Source organism: Kitasatospora sp. NPDC048296 (assembly GCF_043201815.1).
GTDB lineage: Bacteria > Actinomycetota > Actinomycetes > Streptomycetales > Streptomycetaceae > Kitasatospora.
The window spans coordinates 76700-92197 of the sequence record NZ_JBICZB010000008.1 but is presented as its reverse complement, the minus strand read 5'-3'; the positions used below and the strand labels follow the sequence as shown (position 1 = coordinate 92197).

The 15498-nt window shown below is 69.7% G+C and carries 18 protein-coding genes and 1 tRNA gene; 5 read left to right on the top strand and 14 right to left on the bottom strand.

What is annotated here, in order from left to right; all coding sequences use genetic code 11:
• Positions 1-13: 13 nt before the first annotated feature.
• The 5 genes from ACGF12_RS08265 to ACGF12_RS08245 form a co-directional block, all read right to left on the bottom strand.
• Positions 14-943 carry a LuxR C-terminal-related transcriptional regulator gene (locus tag ACGF12_RS08265; protein ID WP_393027159.1) on the bottom strand — a complete coding sequence of 310 codons (930 nt, stop codon included), beginning with the start codon at positions 941-943 and terminating at the stop codon, positions 14-16.
• A gap of 279 nt (positions 944-1222) precedes the next feature.
• On the bottom strand, positions 1223-2185 hold the full coding sequence (galE, locus tag ACGF12_RS08260) for a UDP-glucose 4-epimerase GalE (RefSeq protein ID WP_393027157.1): 963 nt from the start codon (positions 2183-2185) through the stop codon (positions 1223-1225).
• A gap of 165 nt (positions 2186-2350) precedes the next feature.
• Positions 2351-3019: a LuxR C-terminal-related transcriptional regulator gene (locus tag ACGF12_RS08255; RefSeq protein ID WP_380611901.1), complete on the bottom strand. Its 669-nt coding sequence runs from the start codon at positions 3017-3019 to the stop codon at positions 2351-2353.
• A 216-nt stretch (positions 3020-3235) separates the two neighbouring features.
• Positions 3236-3311, bottom strand: a tRNA-Thr gene (locus ACGF12_RS08250).
• Positions 3312-3433: 122 nt separating this feature from the next.
• The gene (locus ACGF12_RS08245; protein WP_393027154.1) at positions 3434-3853 is read right to left on the bottom strand and encodes a winged helix-turn-helix transcriptional regulator; all 420 of its coding nucleotides are present in this window, start codon (positions 3851-3853) and stop codon (positions 3434-3436) included.
• Between the two features lie 178 nt (positions 3854-4031).
• Here ACGF12_RS08245 and ACGF12_RS08240 point away from each other — a divergent pair, with 178 nt between their 5' ends.
• Positions 4032-4628: a flavodoxin family protein gene (locus ACGF12_RS08240; RefSeq protein WP_387615161.1), complete on the top strand. Its 597-nt coding sequence runs from the start codon at positions 4032-4034 to the stop codon at positions 4626-4628.
• 19 nt (positions 4629-4647) lie between these two features.
• On the opposite strand, the gene ACGF12_RS08235 is transcribed toward ACGF12_RS08240, so the two are convergent.
• The 8 genes from ACGF12_RS08235 to ACGF12_RS08200 all read right to left on the bottom strand — a co-directional run bounded on the left by ACGF12_RS08235 (position 4648) and on the right by ACGF12_RS08200 (position 12693).
• Complete coding sequence (locus ACGF12_RS08235) at positions 4648-5982, bottom strand: MFS transporter (protein ID WP_393027152.1); 1335 nt, start codon at positions 5980-5982, stop codon at positions 4648-4650.
• 744 nt (positions 5983-6726) lie between these two features.
• A complete protein-coding gene (locus ACGF12_RS08230) occupies positions 6727-8031 on the bottom strand; it encodes a YrhB domain-containing protein (RefSeq protein ID WP_393027150.1) in 1305 nt (434 codons plus the stop codon).
• Positions 8028-8333, bottom strand: coding sequence for a YrhB domain-containing protein (locus ACGF12_RS08225; RefSeq protein ID WP_393027149.1), 306 nt, complete (start codon positions 8331-8333; stop codon positions 8028-8030). Before ACGF12_RS08225 ends, ACGF12_RS08230 begins: the two co-directional genes overlap by 4 nt.
• A 46-nt stretch (positions 8334-8379) precedes the next feature.
• The gene (locus tag ACGF12_RS08220; RefSeq protein ID WP_393027147.1) at positions 8380-10143 is read right to left on the bottom strand and encodes a putative T7SS-secreted protein; all 1764 of its coding nucleotides are present in this window, start codon (positions 10141-10143) and stop codon (positions 8380-8382) included.
• A gap of 25 nt (positions 10144-10168) precedes the next feature.
• Positions 10169-10741 carry a hypothetical protein gene (locus tag ACGF12_RS08215; RefSeq protein WP_393027146.1) on the bottom strand — a complete coding sequence of 191 codons (573 nt, stop codon included), beginning with the start codon at positions 10739-10741 and terminating at the stop codon, positions 10169-10171.
• Positions 10734-11153: a hypothetical protein gene (locus ACGF12_RS08210; protein WP_393027144.1), complete on the bottom strand. Its 420-nt coding sequence runs from the start codon at positions 11151-11153 to the stop codon at positions 10734-10736. Before ACGF12_RS08210 ends, ACGF12_RS08215 begins: the two co-directional genes overlap by 8 nt.
• 480 nt (positions 11154-11633) lie before the next feature.
• A complete protein-coding gene (locus tag ACGF12_RS08205) occupies positions 11634-11837 on the bottom strand; it encodes a DUF397 domain-containing protein (protein ID WP_393027142.1) in 204 nt (67 codons plus the stop codon).
• On the bottom strand, positions 11830-12693 hold the full coding sequence (locus tag ACGF12_RS08200) for a helix-turn-helix domain-containing protein (RefSeq protein ID WP_393027140.1): 864 nt from the start codon (positions 12691-12693) through the stop codon (positions 11830-11832). The genes ACGF12_RS08205 and ACGF12_RS08200 overlap by 8 nt, the downstream gene beginning before the upstream one ends.
• 304 nt (positions 12694-12997) lie before the next feature.
• On the opposite strand from ACGF12_RS08200, the gene ACGF12_RS08195 reads away from it, so the two are divergent.
• Genes ACGF12_RS08195 through ACGF12_RS08180 form a run of 4 tightly spaced genes read left to right on the top strand, consistent with a single transcriptional unit; the run spans position 12998 to position 13957 of the window.
• Complete coding sequence (locus ACGF12_RS08195; protein WP_393027138.1) at positions 12998-13360, top strand: ATP-binding protein; 363 nt, start codon at positions 12998-13000, stop codon at positions 13358-13360.
• A 20-nt stretch (positions 13361-13380) separates the two neighbouring features.
• Positions 13381-13614 (top strand): hypothetical protein, encoded by a 234-nt coding sequence (locus ACGF12_RS08190; protein ID WP_393027136.1) that lies wholly within the window; start codon positions 13381-13383, stop codon positions 13612-13614.
• On the top strand, positions 13611-13799 hold the full coding sequence (locus ACGF12_RS08185) for a hypothetical protein (protein ID WP_393027134.1): 189 nt from the start codon (positions 13611-13613) through the stop codon (positions 13797-13799). Before ACGF12_RS08190 ends, ACGF12_RS08185 begins: the two co-directional genes overlap by 4 nt.
• Positions 13796-13957, top strand: a complete 162-nt coding sequence (locus ACGF12_RS08180) for a hypothetical protein (RefSeq protein ID WP_393027132.1) — start codon at positions 13796-13798, stop codon at positions 13955-13957. The genes ACGF12_RS08185 and ACGF12_RS08180 overlap by 4 nt, the downstream gene beginning before the upstream one ends.
• Positions 13958-14075: 118 nt before the next feature.
• On the opposite strand, the gene ACGF12_RS08175 is transcribed toward ACGF12_RS08180, so the two are convergent.
• Positions 14076-15479 carry a S8 family serine peptidase gene (locus ACGF12_RS08175; protein WP_393027130.1) on the bottom strand — a complete coding sequence of 468 codons (1404 nt, stop codon included), beginning with the start codon at positions 15477-15479 and terminating at the stop codon, positions 14076-14078.
• Between the last annotated feature and the right edge of the window lie 19 nt (positions 15480-15498).

Genomic DNA, 15498 nt, shown 5'->3' with positions numbered 1-15498 from the left:
CGTCCGCCGCCGCTCAGGGGGCGGAGGCGATGGACGGCGGCACCGCCGACTCGGCGGGGCTGATCCCGGCCCGGCGGGCGACCGCGACGGCGGCCAGGGTGGAGTGCACCCCGAGCTTGCCGAGCACGTTCTGCATGTGGGTACGGACGGTGTGCGGCGACAGGTAGAGCCGCTCGGCGACGGCCTGCCGGCCCAGGCCCGCCACCATGCAGCGCAGGATCTGCTTCTCCCGCGGGGTGAGGGTGTCCACCAGCCGCTCGCTCTCGGTGCGGTCCCGCCGGGCGGTGGTGAGCTCGCGGATCACCCCGGTGAGCAGCGCCGGCGGCAGATGCGTCTCGTCCCGCAGCACGCCCCGGACCACGGCCAGCAGTCGGGCCAGCGAACTCTCCTTCGCCACCCAGCCGGTGGCGCCCGCGTGCAGCGCCCGGGCGGCGCGGTGCGGGTCGTCGGCGGTGGCCAGGACGACGGCGCGCAGCCCGGGGTGGGCGCGGCGCAGCCGGCCGAGCAGGGTGATGCCGTCGGGGGGCGGAGAGGCGGCCCTGAGCTGGTCGGCACGCAACTGCTCCGGGCGCAGCTGATCGGAGCGCAGCTGATCGGAGCGCAACTGCTCCGCGCGCAACTGGTCCGCCGCACGGGCGACGGTCGTCGGTGCCGCGGACCGGCGGGGCGGCGGGGCGGCCGGGGCCTGGCGGCGCCGGGCCTCCTCGGCCGGTTCGGCCCCCGGCCTGGCCCGGGCGCCCGCGGTCTCGGCCCCCAGGTCGGCGTCGATCAGCGCCACGTCGTAGGCCCGCCCCTCGGCGGCGGCGCGCTCCAGCGCCCGCTCGGCGGCGGCCGCGCTGCCCGCCGCACCCACCTCCACGTCGGGCTCGGCGGCGAGGGCCGCGGCCAGCGCCTCGGCGAAGATCCGGTGGTCGTCGACCACCAGGACCCGGATCCGCCCCATCGTCACTACCCCCCTGCTCAGAGCGCCCGAGCCCGGGAGCGGGGACCGGTCCGGCGGCCGCGCTCCGAACCCGTCGCCCCGCCCGCCCACCGGTTGGCCGGTGAGGCCGAATCGGCGCCGGCCCCCACCGGTACCGCACTCAGCGTACGGGCCGGGAAACTCCCCCGTGGTGGATTGGTGAACTTTCGTCAGGAGCTGTGTGGGTGGCCGGACTTGTTCGGTCCGTTCGGTCCCGGGGGCGCCTTCCGCGCCCCCGGGGCCGTCCCGACTCGCCCCTGGTCAGCCGGCGTTCTTCTCCAGGGTGAACTTCCAGGCGTCGGCCACGATGTCGTCCAGCTTCGGGCGCCGCGGCGTCCAGCCCAGCTCCTGGTGGGCGCGCTCGGCGGAGGCCACCAGCACCGCCGGGTCGCCGGCCCGGCGACCGGCCACCTGCACCGGGATCTCCCGGCCGGTGACGCGCTTGACCGACTCGATCACCTCGTGCACCGAGAAGCCGCTGCCGTTGCCCAGGTTGCAGATCAGGTGCTCGCCCGGCTTGGCGGCGTCCAGCGCCAGCAGGTGCGCCTCGGCCAGGTCCGCGACGTGGATGTAGTCGCGGATGCAGGTGCCGTCCGGGGTCGGGTAGTCGTCGCCGTACACCGCGATGTGCGGGCGCTGGCCCAGTGCGGCCTGGAAGACCAGCGGGATCAGGTGCGACTCGGGGTCGTGGCGCTCACCGTAGGCGCCGTACGCGCCGGCCACGTTGAAGTAGCGCAGCGAGACGGCGGCCAGGCCGTGCGCGACGGCCTCACTGGTGATCAGGTGGTCCACCGCGAGCTTGGTGGCGCCGTAGGTGTTGGTCGGCGCGGTGCGGGCGGTCTCGGCGATCGGCACCGCCTCCGGCTCGCCGTAGGTGGCGGCGGTGGAGGAGAACACCAGCTTGCGCACGCCCGCCGCGCGCATCGCGCTGATCAGCTCCAGCGAGCCGGCCACGTTGTTGCGCCAGTACTTCTCCGGGTCCACGACCGACTCGCCGACCTGCGAGGAGGCGGCGAAGTGCAGCACGCCGTCGAAGGAGCCGTCCAGCACCTTGCCGGCCTCCTGGATCCGCCCCTCGACGAACTCGGCACCGGTCGGGACGCCCTCGCGGAAGCCGGTCGACAGGTCGTCCAGGACGGTCACCTGGTGACCCGCCTCCAGCAGGTGGGCGGCCACCACGCTGCCGACGTAGCCGGCGCCACCCGTGACCAGGTACTTACTCATGATGAGACCTCCAGCGGGCGATGGGTCCGCCCGGTCGGCGGCCATCGACGGAATGCGTACGACTGCCGCCAATTGTCCCTGCCCGGCGGGGTGCTCCCGACCACCGGGGTGGTCGCTCCCGGGCTTTCTCACCCAGTCCTCAGCCGCTCTCCACAGTCACCGTCCTCAGCCGCCGGACATCCGCTCCAGCAGGCCGGTGCGCGCGGCCACCGCGGCCGCCTCCAGCCGGGTGCGCGCGCCCAGCTTCATCAGCACCCGCTGGACGTGGGTACGGGCGGTGCTCGCGGCGATCCGCATCCCGGCGGCGATCGCCGCGGTGTCCTCGCCGTCCGCGATCCGGGCCAGCACCTGCACCTCACGGCGGGTCAGCAGTCGCAGCAGCCGGACCGCCTCGTCGTCCGGTTCGGCCACCGGGCGCAGCAGTTGGTCGAAGGCCCCGCGCAGGACGTCCACCGCCACCGCGGCCTCGCCCGCCCGGGCCCGTCCGATCGCCCGCTCGACCACCTCGATCCGCTCGTCGCTGGGCACGTACCCGGCCGCGCCGGCCGCGAACGCCCCTGCCACGCCCCGCAGTTCGCCGACCGGCCCGAGCACGATCACGGCCACCTCGGGGCGCTCCCGGTGGATCCGGCGCAGCCCGTCGAAGGCCCCGGGCTCCCCCGGCGCGGCCACGCCCAGCAGACACACCTCCGGCCGCCGCCCGGCCACCAGGTCGGCGGCGACGCCGGCCGGGGAGCCGACCGCGAGCACCCGGTGGCCGCGCAGTTGGAGCGCGGTGGCCAGCGCCTCGGCCAACAGCCGATGGTCGTCGACCACCACGAGTCGAACGCCCATGACGCCCTCCCGGTCGGGGTCCGGCTCGCGCCCGCACCCCTCGGGCGGGCGGCCGATGACGCACCATCACAGCGCATTCCGCACCCGACCCGCTAGGCCACCGCGTGTCGGCGGTCCGGCCGGGCTCGGGCCCGGCTGGAGTCGGGCCCGAGCCGGGCCGGGCCGGCGGGCTCGGGAAACGCGAAAGACCCCCGCCGCGAAGCGAGGGTCTTTCAGTGGAGCCCCCATGCGGAATCGAACCGCAGACCTTCTCCTTACCATGGAGACGCTCTACCGACTGAGCTATAGGGGCTTGCCGGGTTTTTGTTTTCCCGGGCCGGTCGAACAAGGAAGACATTACACGGCCGTCGACCCGGAAGGGAAATCGGCCCTGCCCGGGCCCACCTCGGGCCTCCCCGGCCCGCCTCCGACCGCTCAGGCCTCGGGGTGCGCCGCGTCGAACTCCTCACGGGCCGCGAGCATCTGCCGGGCGCGCCGCTCCGTCCAGCGGCCGAGCGGGGAGACCAGCTCCGCCAGCTCCCGGCCGAGCGGCAGCAGGTCGTAGACCACTCGCGGCGGCGTCTCCGGGAAGACCGTGCGGAGCACCAGGCCGTCGCGCTCCAGGGCGCGCAGCGACTGGGTGAGCATCTTGCGACTGACCCCGCCGATCCCGCGCTGGAGTTCGGAGAAGCGCTGCGGCCCGCAGGCGGCGAGGCTCATCAGGATCAGCAGTGACCACTTGTCGGCCAGCTCGGCGAACATCTCGCGGCTGGGGCAGAGCTGGGCGAAGACGTTGAGCTCCAGCACCTGCCCGTGCGGCTGCCCCTGCTCCCGGGCCGTTTCCTCCGTCGTCATACCGACCAGGGTAGCCCCGCGGTCTCCAATCCGCTCCTGGTAACCAATGGAGACTTGGTCTATATTGGAGACCGTTCGACGGGCCGGGCGTCCGCAAGCTTCGCCCTGCCCGGGCCCGTCCCCGCCACTTCCCCACCGGCCCACCGGCCCACCGCCGTCCCGTACAGGAGCGCCCCGCATGACCGCCATCCGCCCGACCGTCGCGATCGCCTACCACTCCGGCTACGGCCACACCGCCGTGATAGCCGAGGCCGTCGCCCGCGGCGCCGCCACCGCAGGTGCCGAGGTCGTCTCGATCGCCGTCGACACCATCACCGACGAGCAGTGGGCCCAGCTGGACGCCGCCGACGCGATCGTCTTCGGCTCCCCCACCTACATGGGCACCGCCTCCGGCGCCTTCCACGTCTTCGCCGAGGCCACCAGCAAGCGCTGGTTCACCGACGCCTGGAAGGACAAGGTCGCGGCCGGCTTCACCAACTCCGCCTCCAAGAGCGGCGACAAGGCCAGCACCCTCGGCTTCTTCCAGACCCTCGCCGCCCAGCACGGCATGAACTGGGTCAACCTCGGCCTCAAGCCCGGCTGGAACGCCACCACCGCCAGCGAGGACGACCTCAACCGCCTCGGCTTCTTCAGCGGCGCCGCCGCCTCCTCGCCCTCCGACGCCGGCGTCGAGGCCGTCCACAAGGCCGACATCGCGACCGCCGAGCACCTCGGCGAGCGCGTCGCCCGGCACACCGCGATCGTGCTGGCCGGCCGGGCCGCCCTGGCCGGCTGAGCCCTCCCCGCGCCTGCGCCTACGCCGCCGGGTCCGTCCCCAGGACGGGCGCCCGGCGGCGTCCGCCGTCCACCGCCGCCAACTCCGCGCCCGTGGTCTCCGGCAACAGCCGCAGGCACCCCAGGGCCAGCACGCCCAGCCCCGCCAGGTACCAACCCGCCGGCTGCGCCGTCCCGTACGCCGCGGTCAGCCTGGTCGCCACCAGCGGCGTCGTCGCACCGCCGATCACCCCGCCCAGGTTGTACGTCAGCGCGGCCCCGGTGTAGCGCACCCGGGTCGGGAACAGCTCCGGCAGGAACGCCGCCACCGGCCCGAACACGCAGCCCAGCACCACCATCGCCCCCGCCAGCCCGACGAACATCAGCGGCCGCCGCACCGTCTCCAGCAGCGGGAACACCACCAGCGACCACCCCGCGGCGAGCCCCGTCGCCCACTGCAACGTCCGCCGCCGCCCCCACCGGTCACTGCGCGAGGCACTCAGCCACACCGTCACGGCCATCCCCGCCGCCCCGACCAGCAGCATCGACAGCACCAGCGTGCTCGCCACCCCGAGGCCGGACGTCGCATACGCCAGCGCGTACGTCGTGGTCAGGTAGAACAGCGCGTACCCCACGGTGATCGCCCCGCCGCCCGCCAGCACCGGACGCCAGTGCTCGCGCAACACCTCCACCACCGGCGGCCGCTCCCGGGGCTCGCCCGTCCGGAACAGCGGGGACTCCTCGATCCGCAGCCGCACGAACAGCCCCACCGCCACCAGCAACGTCGAGGCCAGGAACGGCACCCGCCAGCCCCACCCCCGGAACGACGCCTCGTCCATGCCGAGTTGGAGCGCCAGGAACACCCCGTTGGCCAGCACGAACCCACCCGTCGGCCCCAACTGCAGGAAGCCCCCGTACCGGCCCCGCCGCCCGGCCGGCGCGTTCTCCGCGATCAGCAGCGCCGCCCCGCCCCACTCCCCGCCCAACCCGACGCCCTGGCACACCCGCAGCACCACCAGCAGCACCGGCGACCACCACCCCCACACCGCGAACCCCGGCAACACCCCCACCGCCGCCGTCGCCAACCCCATCAACAGCAGCGACACCACCAGCGTCGCCTTCCGCCCCACCCGGTCCCCGAAATGCCCGAACACCACCGCCCCCAACGGCCGGGCCAGGAACGCCACCGCATACACCGAGAACGCCGCCAACAGCGCCCCCACCGTGCCCAGTCCGGGAAAGAACACCGGCCCGAACACCAACGCGGCTGCCGTCCCGTACAGAAAGAAGTCGTAGAACTCGATCGCCGTCCCGATCAACGCCGCAGCCGCCGCCCGCCGCAACTGCCCTACCCGCCAAGCACCCTCCGCATCCATACCACCACCCTCACCGCCACCCGGGTGACCCACCAGCCGCCACCCGGGTGACCCCGGCGCATACCCACAACCCTCACGCCGGAGCGCGTCGGTGGCTTCCACCCCTGTCCTGGGGTGGAAGCCACCGGGCGCTCGTGGGACTCAGCCGCGACGGCCGCGAGGCGGCTCCGGCTGTGCGGGCGACTCCCAGCCTTCGCGAGCCTTCTCGCGCAGCGCTTCAAGGCTTGTTGCCGTAGCTCGCGAGCCAGGCACAGCCCTCCCAGACCAACCACCCTCAGTATCTGCGGACAGCACGTCCAGGGCCTGCGACGGAAGCAGTCCGCGAGCCTTGGCCTCGCGGAGCCTGGCGAACCAGTACGCACCGCCATTCATCGCGATGGGACCAACGGAGAGCCGCGCCTCCCAGCCTGCGGCATCGTCAGCGTCACAGGCCCAAACGTAGCCAAGAATCCCAACGCTTTCGCTGGCAATCGCCACGTACTCGACCGGCTTGTCAGTCCGATAAACGTAACTGGCTGGCCCGCCCTCCACTAGGCGCAATTGCATATCATCCCGAAAGCGACTTCCTTCGTTTTCGCTCATCAACTAGGCCCTTTCACAGAACGCCGCGAGCCGGCCCTACAGCGGAGCGTCCGCCGGAACAACGACCCCATGGTCGGGACCTGCAGTGAACCGGCCGGTGGCTCATGTCGACTTCCAGTCCCGGACGGCCAATTCGGCGATCTGAAGCGTCAAGGACAGCATTCACCGGTAGCGAGTGATCCGGACCGAAATCACGCCATCAAGCTCCATATCGGCCCCCTCGCCGGTAGCTACGTCGAGGAGCACCGGCCCCCTGGACGTATGCGCCACAGCGATCAGCCTGCCGACGCTCTCCCTCCCTCGGCGGTCACGCCGGCGGACCCAGGCCAGCATGCGAGCGCCGTCCGGGGTGCGGACCACCCCGGCCATTGCGGTCAGCCAGTCGGCGAACTCGACCGTTTCCAGGACCGCTCCCAACCGCGCCAAAGTAGGTGCGAACCAGGCTGCTTGGCCGGGAGCAGGCGGCAGAGCCATCTCATCCACGCCCGGTACGCCGTCGGCGAGCCACCGGTCCAGCCAGCCCCATGGGTCAGTGTTGGGCAGCCCGAACGGGGAGGTGTCGTCCTTCGGCACCACCACGGCAGCGTCCAGCATTCCCAGAGACCAATCACCGCTTGCAAGAAAGGCGCGATTGTTGCAGGCGAAGAGCCAACCCCGCCCGAGATCGTCTTGTTCGCCGTGATCGACGAGAACGACCTCGCCACGGTAGTGCTCAGCGAGCCACGCCTCGGCCTTGGCCACTGCTGAGGCCAGGTCGGTGGCGGTGCGCCGCCACGGCGGAGAGACAGCGGGTACGCCACCACGTGGTCGGTGAAAACGGGCCAGGGTGAGCTGGCGCACCCCAGTCGTATCGAGGCGGGCGAGTCCGCCGCTCTGGCCGTCCAGCACAACGACGCGGCTTCCATCGTTGTAGGCGTACAGCAGATGCCCGGTCGCCTCGAAGCCACCCAGCTCACGACGGACCCGCACAACACCGCGCGCGTCCTGGCCCCCCTGGCCAACAGCCGAGAGCACCTCGTCCCAGTCCGCACAGGTGCCGACCTCGGCGCCAGCGAAGTACCGGCGGATCAACCGTCCCCACCAGCCCGGGGCTTCATGCCACGGCTGCCACGGCAACATGCTGACCGCCGCCTGGTCGATCGCAGCGTCCACCGCTACCACACAGCTCCGCGCATTGACACGGTTCTCCCAGTCCTGCCGGGTGCGCGGACCCGGGTTCTGGGCGAGCGCCATCGCATCTCCCCAAGGGTCACTATTGCCCGGATGGAATGGAGCCGAGCCGTCCTTCGGTACGACGATGGAGGCGTTGAGCATCGGAGTGGTCTTGTATCCGGATTCAGGCAACGCGCGCAGGGCGTACCACCACGCCTGCTCGGTTTCGGCGACCGGCTGGTCGGTCGCGAGATCGACCACAGGCCCGTAAAGCTGCCGTAGCCAGGCCCGCGTGCGATCAGTGGTGGCGTTCACAGCTGAAAGTCCGGGGGCGGGGGGAAAATGCCGGTCTCCAGGAAGTAACGGCTCTGCTTGACGGACAGCGCTGACGGGATGAACTCGACTGCGCCGTTGTCCTTACGAACGTACAGGCACCGGCTCATCGGTAGCGTGCTGGTGTCACCGGTGTCCAGGTGCTCCTGGGTGTCGAATACCACCTTCCAAGCCCACCTGTACTCCTCGACCAATTCGTCCCGAATTACGATAGTCGGCGGCGCCATGGGATAGAGGCCGGCAAGGCGGACCCGAGCCGCCTCGATTACTTCCTGTCGCGTCATCAACGCAAAACTCCTCACGCAATAGGCAGCACAATCCCGACTGCAACTATCGATAGGACATATATTTTATGCTAACGATGTCATCTTTCTCCAGGGTCGCCAGCCTGCCAGTTTGGCCGTCTATATAGATCACGCGACCATCGATGTTGACCACGTTGAACACATGGCCCGAGTAGTTCCCCCGTGCGATCTGCACAACCCCGCGAGAGCCAGGCCCCCTTGCCGACATGTCCTCGCTGATCACATCGCAGCCGCGAACCTCATGGAAGGACGCTTCCGGATTTCCGAGCTCTTTCTTGAACAGCTCTTCGGTCTCCGGTTCGGTGCGCCCCGTTGGACGTGGGGCAGTATACAGATCCTGGCCATCGAGCCTTCTGTCAACCGTGACAACATTGTTGGTGCAGTTCGCGCTATATCCCGGCTGTTCGGCGTCCCAGCGCGGCTTGTTCATGTCCTTCAGCCAGGGGAATTCGCTGTCGATCAGAGCCTGGGCCTGCTCCGGCGACAGCGAACCCGCATGGTAGGCCGGGTATGTGGCTTGGGTTTCCGGCCGCCACGGACCTTTCGGCTCAAATATGTCCTTGTACCAGTCGGCTGTACCACCCTGCTCAGCCGCTTTCTCGGCGGCGTCCTTGGCGGCCTGTTCGGCGGTGTTCTTGGCCGCGTTCTCGGCTACGGCGGTGGCTTCGCGTTCGGCGGCGGTGGCGGCGACACCGCCGCCGCCGGTTTCGGGGGCGAGCAGCAGGTTGCCGAAGAGCTTGCCGCCGGCTTCGGCCGGGTCGGAGCCCCAGCCGCTGCCGACGAGGCCCTTGACGGCCTCGGTCGGGTTGTTGGCGGTTGTGGACAGGCCGGCCACGAGGCCGGACAGGCCCGTGGCGTACTCGGCGGGGTGCGTGATGTTGTAGGGGTCGAGCGGGTTCACGCTGCGCAGGAGCTTGTTCAGGTCGACGACGCTCTTCACGACGCCGCCGCCGAAGTGTTCGGCCAGCTGCGGGACGGACGTGGCGGTGTCCATCAGGTCGGCCTTGAGGATCTCTGTCCGGCTCGGCATCGCCGGGGCGGAGTCCACGAGGGCCTTGACGGCCGCGAGCGCCGTGCGGGCGGCCGAGTCGCGCTGGGTGCGGGCGGCGTCCAGCTTGTCCTCGGCCTCCTTGAACTGGGCGACCGCGTCCGCGGGGGGTTTGAACTCGCCGGGGTCGGCCGGCGGGTCGCCCTGGCGCTGGTCGGCCGGCGTCGCGTTGTAGGCCTTCAACCGGAGGTCGTAGGTCATCGCGTCGTTCATGAAGGTCTTGGCGGCGGCGTCGGACTTCTTCTGCGTCTCCTTCCAGATCCTGACGGCGTCCTTGGCCTGGTCCTGCGCCCAGCTGACGGTGTGGGCGTAGGTGGTCAGGGCGGTGCCGGCCTTCGCGAAGGCGTCCGACGCCGCCAGCCACTGCTTGGGCTGGGGGTCGAACTCCCGGCGGAAGTTGTCGGAGGCCTGTCCGGTCCAGTGGTCGGTGTCCAGGCGGGTCAGGCCCTGGCCGGCCTTGTCGAACGCGTCGTGGAACTTCTGCAGGTGACCGGCGACCTCGTTCAGCTTCTTGGCGTCGCCGTGCAGCAGTTCCTTCGGGTCGTCGCTCTGATCGAGGTTGCGTTCGCCGACCTTGAGACCAGCGTCGTCGGCGATGTCGTCGCCCCAGCCGCTGACGGTCTGTCCGGCGCCGTGCAGCCCGGCCGCGTCGAGTGCCTTCCCGGCCAGGTGCCCGCCCTTCTGCAGGCCCTTGGCGACGAACTTCGTCCCACTGTCGACGGCATCGTCGACGAAGTCCACGGCATCACCGAGGAATCCCATGCCGTCACTTCTCCGGGGCCGGCGGGACGGGGCCGACCGTCGCGGTCAGCGTCATGTTGACCATGCCGGGTTTCTGGACCGCGTCCTGGGCCGCCTTCTTCCACTGCTGCTTGATGTCGTCCCCGGCCTTGTCGAACGACTCACCGGAGTAGTCGGGATGCATGATGTCGTTGATCGGGTTGTCGCCCCACACCTGCGACCACGACTCGTGCTCGACCTGCTCCTCGGTCAGATGGGGATTGCCGATGACGCCGGCCACGACATCCTTCGACAGCCCGCTCGCGTACTTCTCCTGCTCGTAGTACGTGCCCGCCGCCAGACCGACCTTGCCCGCCATGTCCGAGCCCTTGACCACCAGCGACCTGACCGCCCAGCTCCAGCGCTCGCAGAACTCCCCGAACGTCGTCGACAGCTCGAAGTCGCCGGCTTCCATCCCGCCCAGCTCCAGCTCTGTGAAACCGCGCCCGCCCTCCGCGATCCCGGCTATGCCGATCGACTTCAACTCGGCGATCACCCCGTTGAGGCCGTCCGCCACCAGCTTCAACGCCTCGGGATCCGCCCCGTAGCCGTCACCCAACGCCCACACCCCCCGCCGTTCCCGGCCCGTCCAAGGCCATCTCGTCCGGCACGATCCCCCGCACCGGAGGAAAGACCATCGGCTCGTTCCCTGCCACGTCCAGCGCGACCCCCCCGGGCACACCAAGCCCCGGCACCGCCACATCCAACAACCGGCTCCCCAACACCGTCATGTACGGGAACCCGTCCAGCGACAGCCCCTTCGACCGCACGAACGCCGCCAGCTCCTCCTCGGACGAGAAAGCGAAGACCCACCGCAGACCCCCCTCGTCCGCCGTCCACACCGCCTCATCGCCCCACTGCGGCACCAGCACCGGGCTCAACCGGAACTGCGCCAGCATGACCGCCGGATCCCCCAACCCCAACCGCACCATGCGCACCTGATGCATCAAGCCTGCATTACGCACCGTCACCACCAAATCACAGACCACTCGACACCCTAGCGCACATGCTTTCGAACGGAGCGTCACCGCCTCAGGCGGGCTCCCCGGGCCACCTGCCGCCCTCACCGCGGTTCAGCGCCTCCCCCAGCCGCTCCCGCTGTTCCTGTCCGTGCCCGTATGCCGCGCAGGGTGGCGCGCTGACGCTCCGTCGGAGTGAGGTTCATGTAACGGGGTTCACAGGGACGCGCTGCCGTTCTCGGCGCAGGTAGCGCCGGGGGCGGGGTGCTGTCGATCGGGCGCCCGGAAGGACGGACAGCAGCCGCCGAGTCGCCGACGGGTTCGGGCACGGAGCCGCGCACCACCCGCGCACTGCTCAGCTGCGACTGCGGGACGCAACCGGAGCCGTCAACCCGGCCGAGACCGGCGCCGCCAGCAGCCTGCGGTGTCCGGGCACCGCCCCCGCACCGGCACAGCCGCCCCTCGCCGGTGCGAGGGGCCACCGAGCTGCAATCAAATGTTGAGTCCGCCGTGGTGGTCGAACTCGCCCGCCTTGATGCCCTGGACGAACATCGCAAACTTGGCCGGGGTGGTGCGGACGACTATGTCGCCGTCGTCGGACTCGCGGAGTTCGACGACGCCGTCCACCGTACGCACCTCGACGCACTCGTTGGTCGCGCCGCTGTAGCTCGACTTCTGCCACTTGGGCTCAGGCATACCTGTCCTCGACTTCCTTCTTGACGGACCAGATCAGGTCTCGCGACGCATCCTCGGACAGCGCCATGGAGTCCATTCGGGCGAAGACGGCTCGATGCTTGGCCAGGTCTGCCGGGGCGTCGAAGAACAGTACGCCATGGGCGACGTCCAGCTGGACGGTGTCCAGCTCGGGGACAGGCCCCTCGGCAAAGGTGAGGTTCTCGGATGCACCAGGGAACGTGTCGACGGCAAACGGGATCACTCGGACGGAGATGCCGGCTTGCTCCGAGTCTTCGACGAGGGCGTCGAGCTGATCGGCAAGCACCTTGGAACCACCGAACTGCATCCGCAGTGCGGCCTCATGGATGAAGGCTCGAAGAGGCGTCTTGCCCGAGCGGACGAGCTGCTGGCGCTGCACCCGGAATGCGGTTCGGACGTCAATGTCCTTGCGTGGCAACGGCGGGTAGACCCGCGTGAAGACGGCGGAGGCGTAGGCGCCGGTCTGAAGCAGACCGGGAACGTAGTTGGTCGTGCAAGTGGAGAGCGCTGTCGCGAAGCTCTCGATCTCGGCAACCTCCAGGAAGTCTGTCGTCAGAACCTCGCGGTACCCCTCCCACCAGCCCTTCCCGCGCTCGGTGATGATGCCGGCGAGCGCGTCGATCAGTGGCCGGTTATCGCAGTTGCAAGCCGCGGCGATGGTGTGGAGGCGGTCGACACTGATGCCGATCCTCCCCGATTCCATCTGTGTGACCTGCGCTGGATTCATCCCTACGTTTCGGCCGAGTTCCGAACCGCCGAAGCCCGCCCGTTCGCGCATTCTCCGCAGCTCAGTACCGAGCCTGCGCTGACGGAGGGTTGGGTTGGCGCGTGGTGGCATGACTTTCCCTTCCGGGTCTGGTGGGGCTCAGTGTGCCGCGCCGACGAAGCGCCGGTCCACCTTGCAGGTGTTTACCACGAAAGGGGGAATGTTCCAGCGGCCGTGGTAAATCTTCCACTCCCGTGCACTAAGGTCGAGCCACATCGATCCGATGGTTCGTCAGTAATGCCTGTTGTTAGGGGCAGTAGGCGCCTGCCGCCCTGGCACCGCAGAGCAGCCACGCGTGGCATCCACCAGCTCCGCTCCGGCCTGGCTCACGGCGACGCATCCGCCGGAAACCCCTCACCTCTCACGGAGGTTCCCCATGTGCAGCCTCAACTCCCCCTCCCTCGCGCTCTCCCGCCAGACCCTGCGCCAGGCCATGACCCGCGCCGGCTGGCACCCCGAGGCCGTCATCGACGCCGAGCTCGCGCTCGTCGAGCTGATCGTCAACGCCTGGCAGCACGGCAAGACCGCGTCGCCCGTCGTCCTGCTCGTCATCGGCGGCAGCACGCTCCGCGTCTCCGTCGCCGACGAGAGCCCCGCCCTCCCCGAGCAGCGCACCCCCGCCGACCTCGCCGAGTCCGGCCGGGGCCTCCAGCTCGTCGAGGGGCTCACCCACCGGTGGGGTGTGGACCCGCAGGAGAAGGGCAAGAACATCTGGTTCGAGCTGGACGCCGTCGCGTGAACCACGTCCGACGCCACCCGATGAAACCCACGGACCCCCGCGTCCGGCACTACACCGAGGCCCAGATCAAGACTCTCATCACCGAAGTCCACGAGCGCGGACGGAAGTTCGGCCCCGTCTGGCCCTCCGCGACCACCGACACGACCCTCGACGGACGCGTCCTCGTCCGCTTCAACACCGCCCCGGTCACAACCCTGCTCAACCTCCTCAACCTCCTCCTCGACGCCGAGCGAGGTGACCCGTGCGAGCCGTGACCGAGCGCACCACCGTCCACTACCTCACCGCCGAGTCCGCCCCCGACGCGGCTCTCCAACTCCGGCTCGCCGTCGACTTCGGCATCCACGCCACCCCCGGCGACCACCTCGCCTTCCCCCTCACCCGTAGCCAGGCGGAAGAGCTCCTCTTCTTCCTCTCCGCCCACCTCGGGGCCCACCGGTGAGACCCGGTGCCGCCAACTCCCTGATCGGCACCGCGTTCGCGATCCTCATCGCCCTCGCGATCGCCACCGTCGCCCTCGGCGTCCTCATGGCCCTCAGGACGCCACCCCGCGACGACCGGATCGCCGACCACGCAGCCACGAACCCACCCGAGGGGTAACCATTCGAACACCAACTGACGCTGAACCGCTTCGCCTCAGCCGAAGCGGTTCAGACCAGAACGCGAGTGCCCGACCGTCAGGCTCACACCTTCGGCCGGGCAGCCAACCGACTCCCGACTACCGCGCGTACGGGTTGTTCTCCGGCGGCACGGGCGGCTGGTACGACGGCGGTACGGGCGGAGCCGTCGGGGCCGGAGGAACCACGGCACCCATCGGCTGCTGCGGAGGCATGGGCGGCACCGCCGCCTTCCGCCGCCGCACCACGGCGAACACCACCCCGGCCACCACCAGCAGACCAGCCACCACCCCGCCGACGATCGGCAGCGCACTGCCCGACCCGGACGACGCCTCGGCCTTCGGCTGCACGGTCGGAGCAGCGCCGGCCGCCGCTTCGGACGGGCTCTCGGTGGGAGTCGACGACGTCGGAACCGGCGAGGTGGGAACCGGCGAACTCGGCGAGGACGGCACGGCAGACGGCGTGACCGCATCAGCCGGGAGGGGAGACACATCCGCCGCACCGGGATCGCCGGGATCCGTCAGCGCGATCCGGGGCCGTACCGCGCCCCAACCGGCGTCATTCGTACGGGCATTCCCGCCGTTCGGTCTACCAGCAGTATTGATGAGCACTCGCAGAATCTGGTTCGGCGACCAATCCGGGTGGATCGACCAGACCAGCGCCGCCGAGGCGGATGCCAGGGCGGTCGCATCCGACGTTCCATGGCCGGTGCAATACCCAGATGGAGCCGTGCAGGCTGCGATGGTATCCACGCCAGGGGCGACGAGAGCCACCTGCGGCCCGGTCTCTGATTCCTCCGTCACGTTCCCATTCCGACCGAAGGCCCCGATGCCGACGACGTTAGGCAAACCTCCTGGATAATCAACCGGATTCCCAGACTTCGCCTCATTTCCCACCGCAGCGAAGACCAGTGCCCCCTTTGCCCTCGCGGACGCGAGGGTTCGATTCAGCTTGGCCACATCCTCACGGGAGGCTGTGACCGAGTTTGTCCCCTGAGAAATGCTAATGACCTTGGCGCCGCGTTCAACCGCATAATCGACGGCCTGCCCGATCTGCCCAAGAAAGTCAGCTGAAAGTACAGACCCCTCGGATCCCGTATTGATCTTCAAAGGCAGGATCTTGACGCCGGGCGCCAACCCGTAAGCACCCTTACCGCCATTTGCCTTTCCGGTCCCCGCAATCAGCCCAGCCATCTGCGTACCGTGCCCGTTGGCATCAGCACCAAATCCCCCCTGACTACCACTGAAGTCCTTGCCAGGTAGGAATTGCCCGGCCAAATCAGGGTGATCCAGCTTGAACCCACCGTCGATCACCGCGACCGTAACGCCCTGCCCCGTGGAAACCTTCCACATATCCGACGCGCGCATGACATCCAGGTGCCATTGGTCATCACGAACCGAACCATCTGCGGCGGCCGATGCTGCAAGCGGGCCAACTACTACTCCAGCGGCTACGAGCATCGCCGCGAACAGTCGGCCAGGCACCCGCCCGATCATTCGACTCATCACAACTCCTCGTCGATTT

Coding starts and splice junctions, on each gene's coding strand:
- ACGF12_RS08245 (WP_393027154.1), bottom strand. CDS start 3,853: ATGACGACGGAGGAAACGGCCCGGGAGCAGGGGCAGCCGCACGGGCAG.
- ACGF12_RS08190 (WP_393027136.1), top strand. CDS start 13,381: ATGAAACCCACGGACCCCCGCGTCCGGCACTACACCGAGGCCCAGATC.
- ACGF12_RS08265 (WP_393027159.1), bottom strand. CDS start 943: ATGGGGCGGATCCGGGTCCTGGTGGTCGACGACCACCGGATCTTCGCC.
- galE (WP_393027157.1), bottom strand. CDS start 2,185: ATGAGTAAGTACCTGGTCACGGGTGGCGCCGGCTACGTCGGCAGCGTG.
- ACGF12_RS08225 (WP_393027149.1), bottom strand. CDS start 8,333: ATGACGCGACAGGAAGTAATCGAGGCGGCTCGGGTCCGCCTTGCCGGC.
- ACGF12_RS08255 (WP_380611901.1), bottom strand. CDS start 3,019: ATGGGCGTTCGACTCGTGGTGGTCGACGACCATCGGCTGTTGGCCGAG.
- ACGF12_RS08175 (WP_393027130.1), bottom strand. CDS start 15,479: ATGAGTCGAATGATCGGGCGGGTGCCTGGCCGACTGTTCGCGGCGATG.
- ACGF12_RS08235 (WP_393027152.1), bottom strand. CDS start 5,982: ATGGATGCGGAGGGTGCTTGGCGGGTAGGGCAGTTGCGGCGGGCGGCG.
- ACGF12_RS08240 (WP_387615161.1), top strand. CDS start 4,032: ATGACCGCCATCCGCCCGACCGTCGCGATCGCCTACCACTCCGGCTAC.
- ACGF12_RS08205 (WP_393027142.1), bottom strand. CDS start 11,837: ATGCCTGAGCCCAAGTGGCAGAAGTCGAGCTACAGCGGCGCGACCAAC.
- ACGF12_RS08200 (WP_393027140.1), bottom strand. CDS start 12,693: ATGCCACCACGCGCCAACCCAACCCTCCGTCAGCGCAGGCTCGGTACT.
- ACGF12_RS08195 (WP_393027138.1), top strand. CDS start 12,998: ATGTGCAGCCTCAACTCCCCCTCCCTCGCGCTCTCCCGCCAGACCCTG.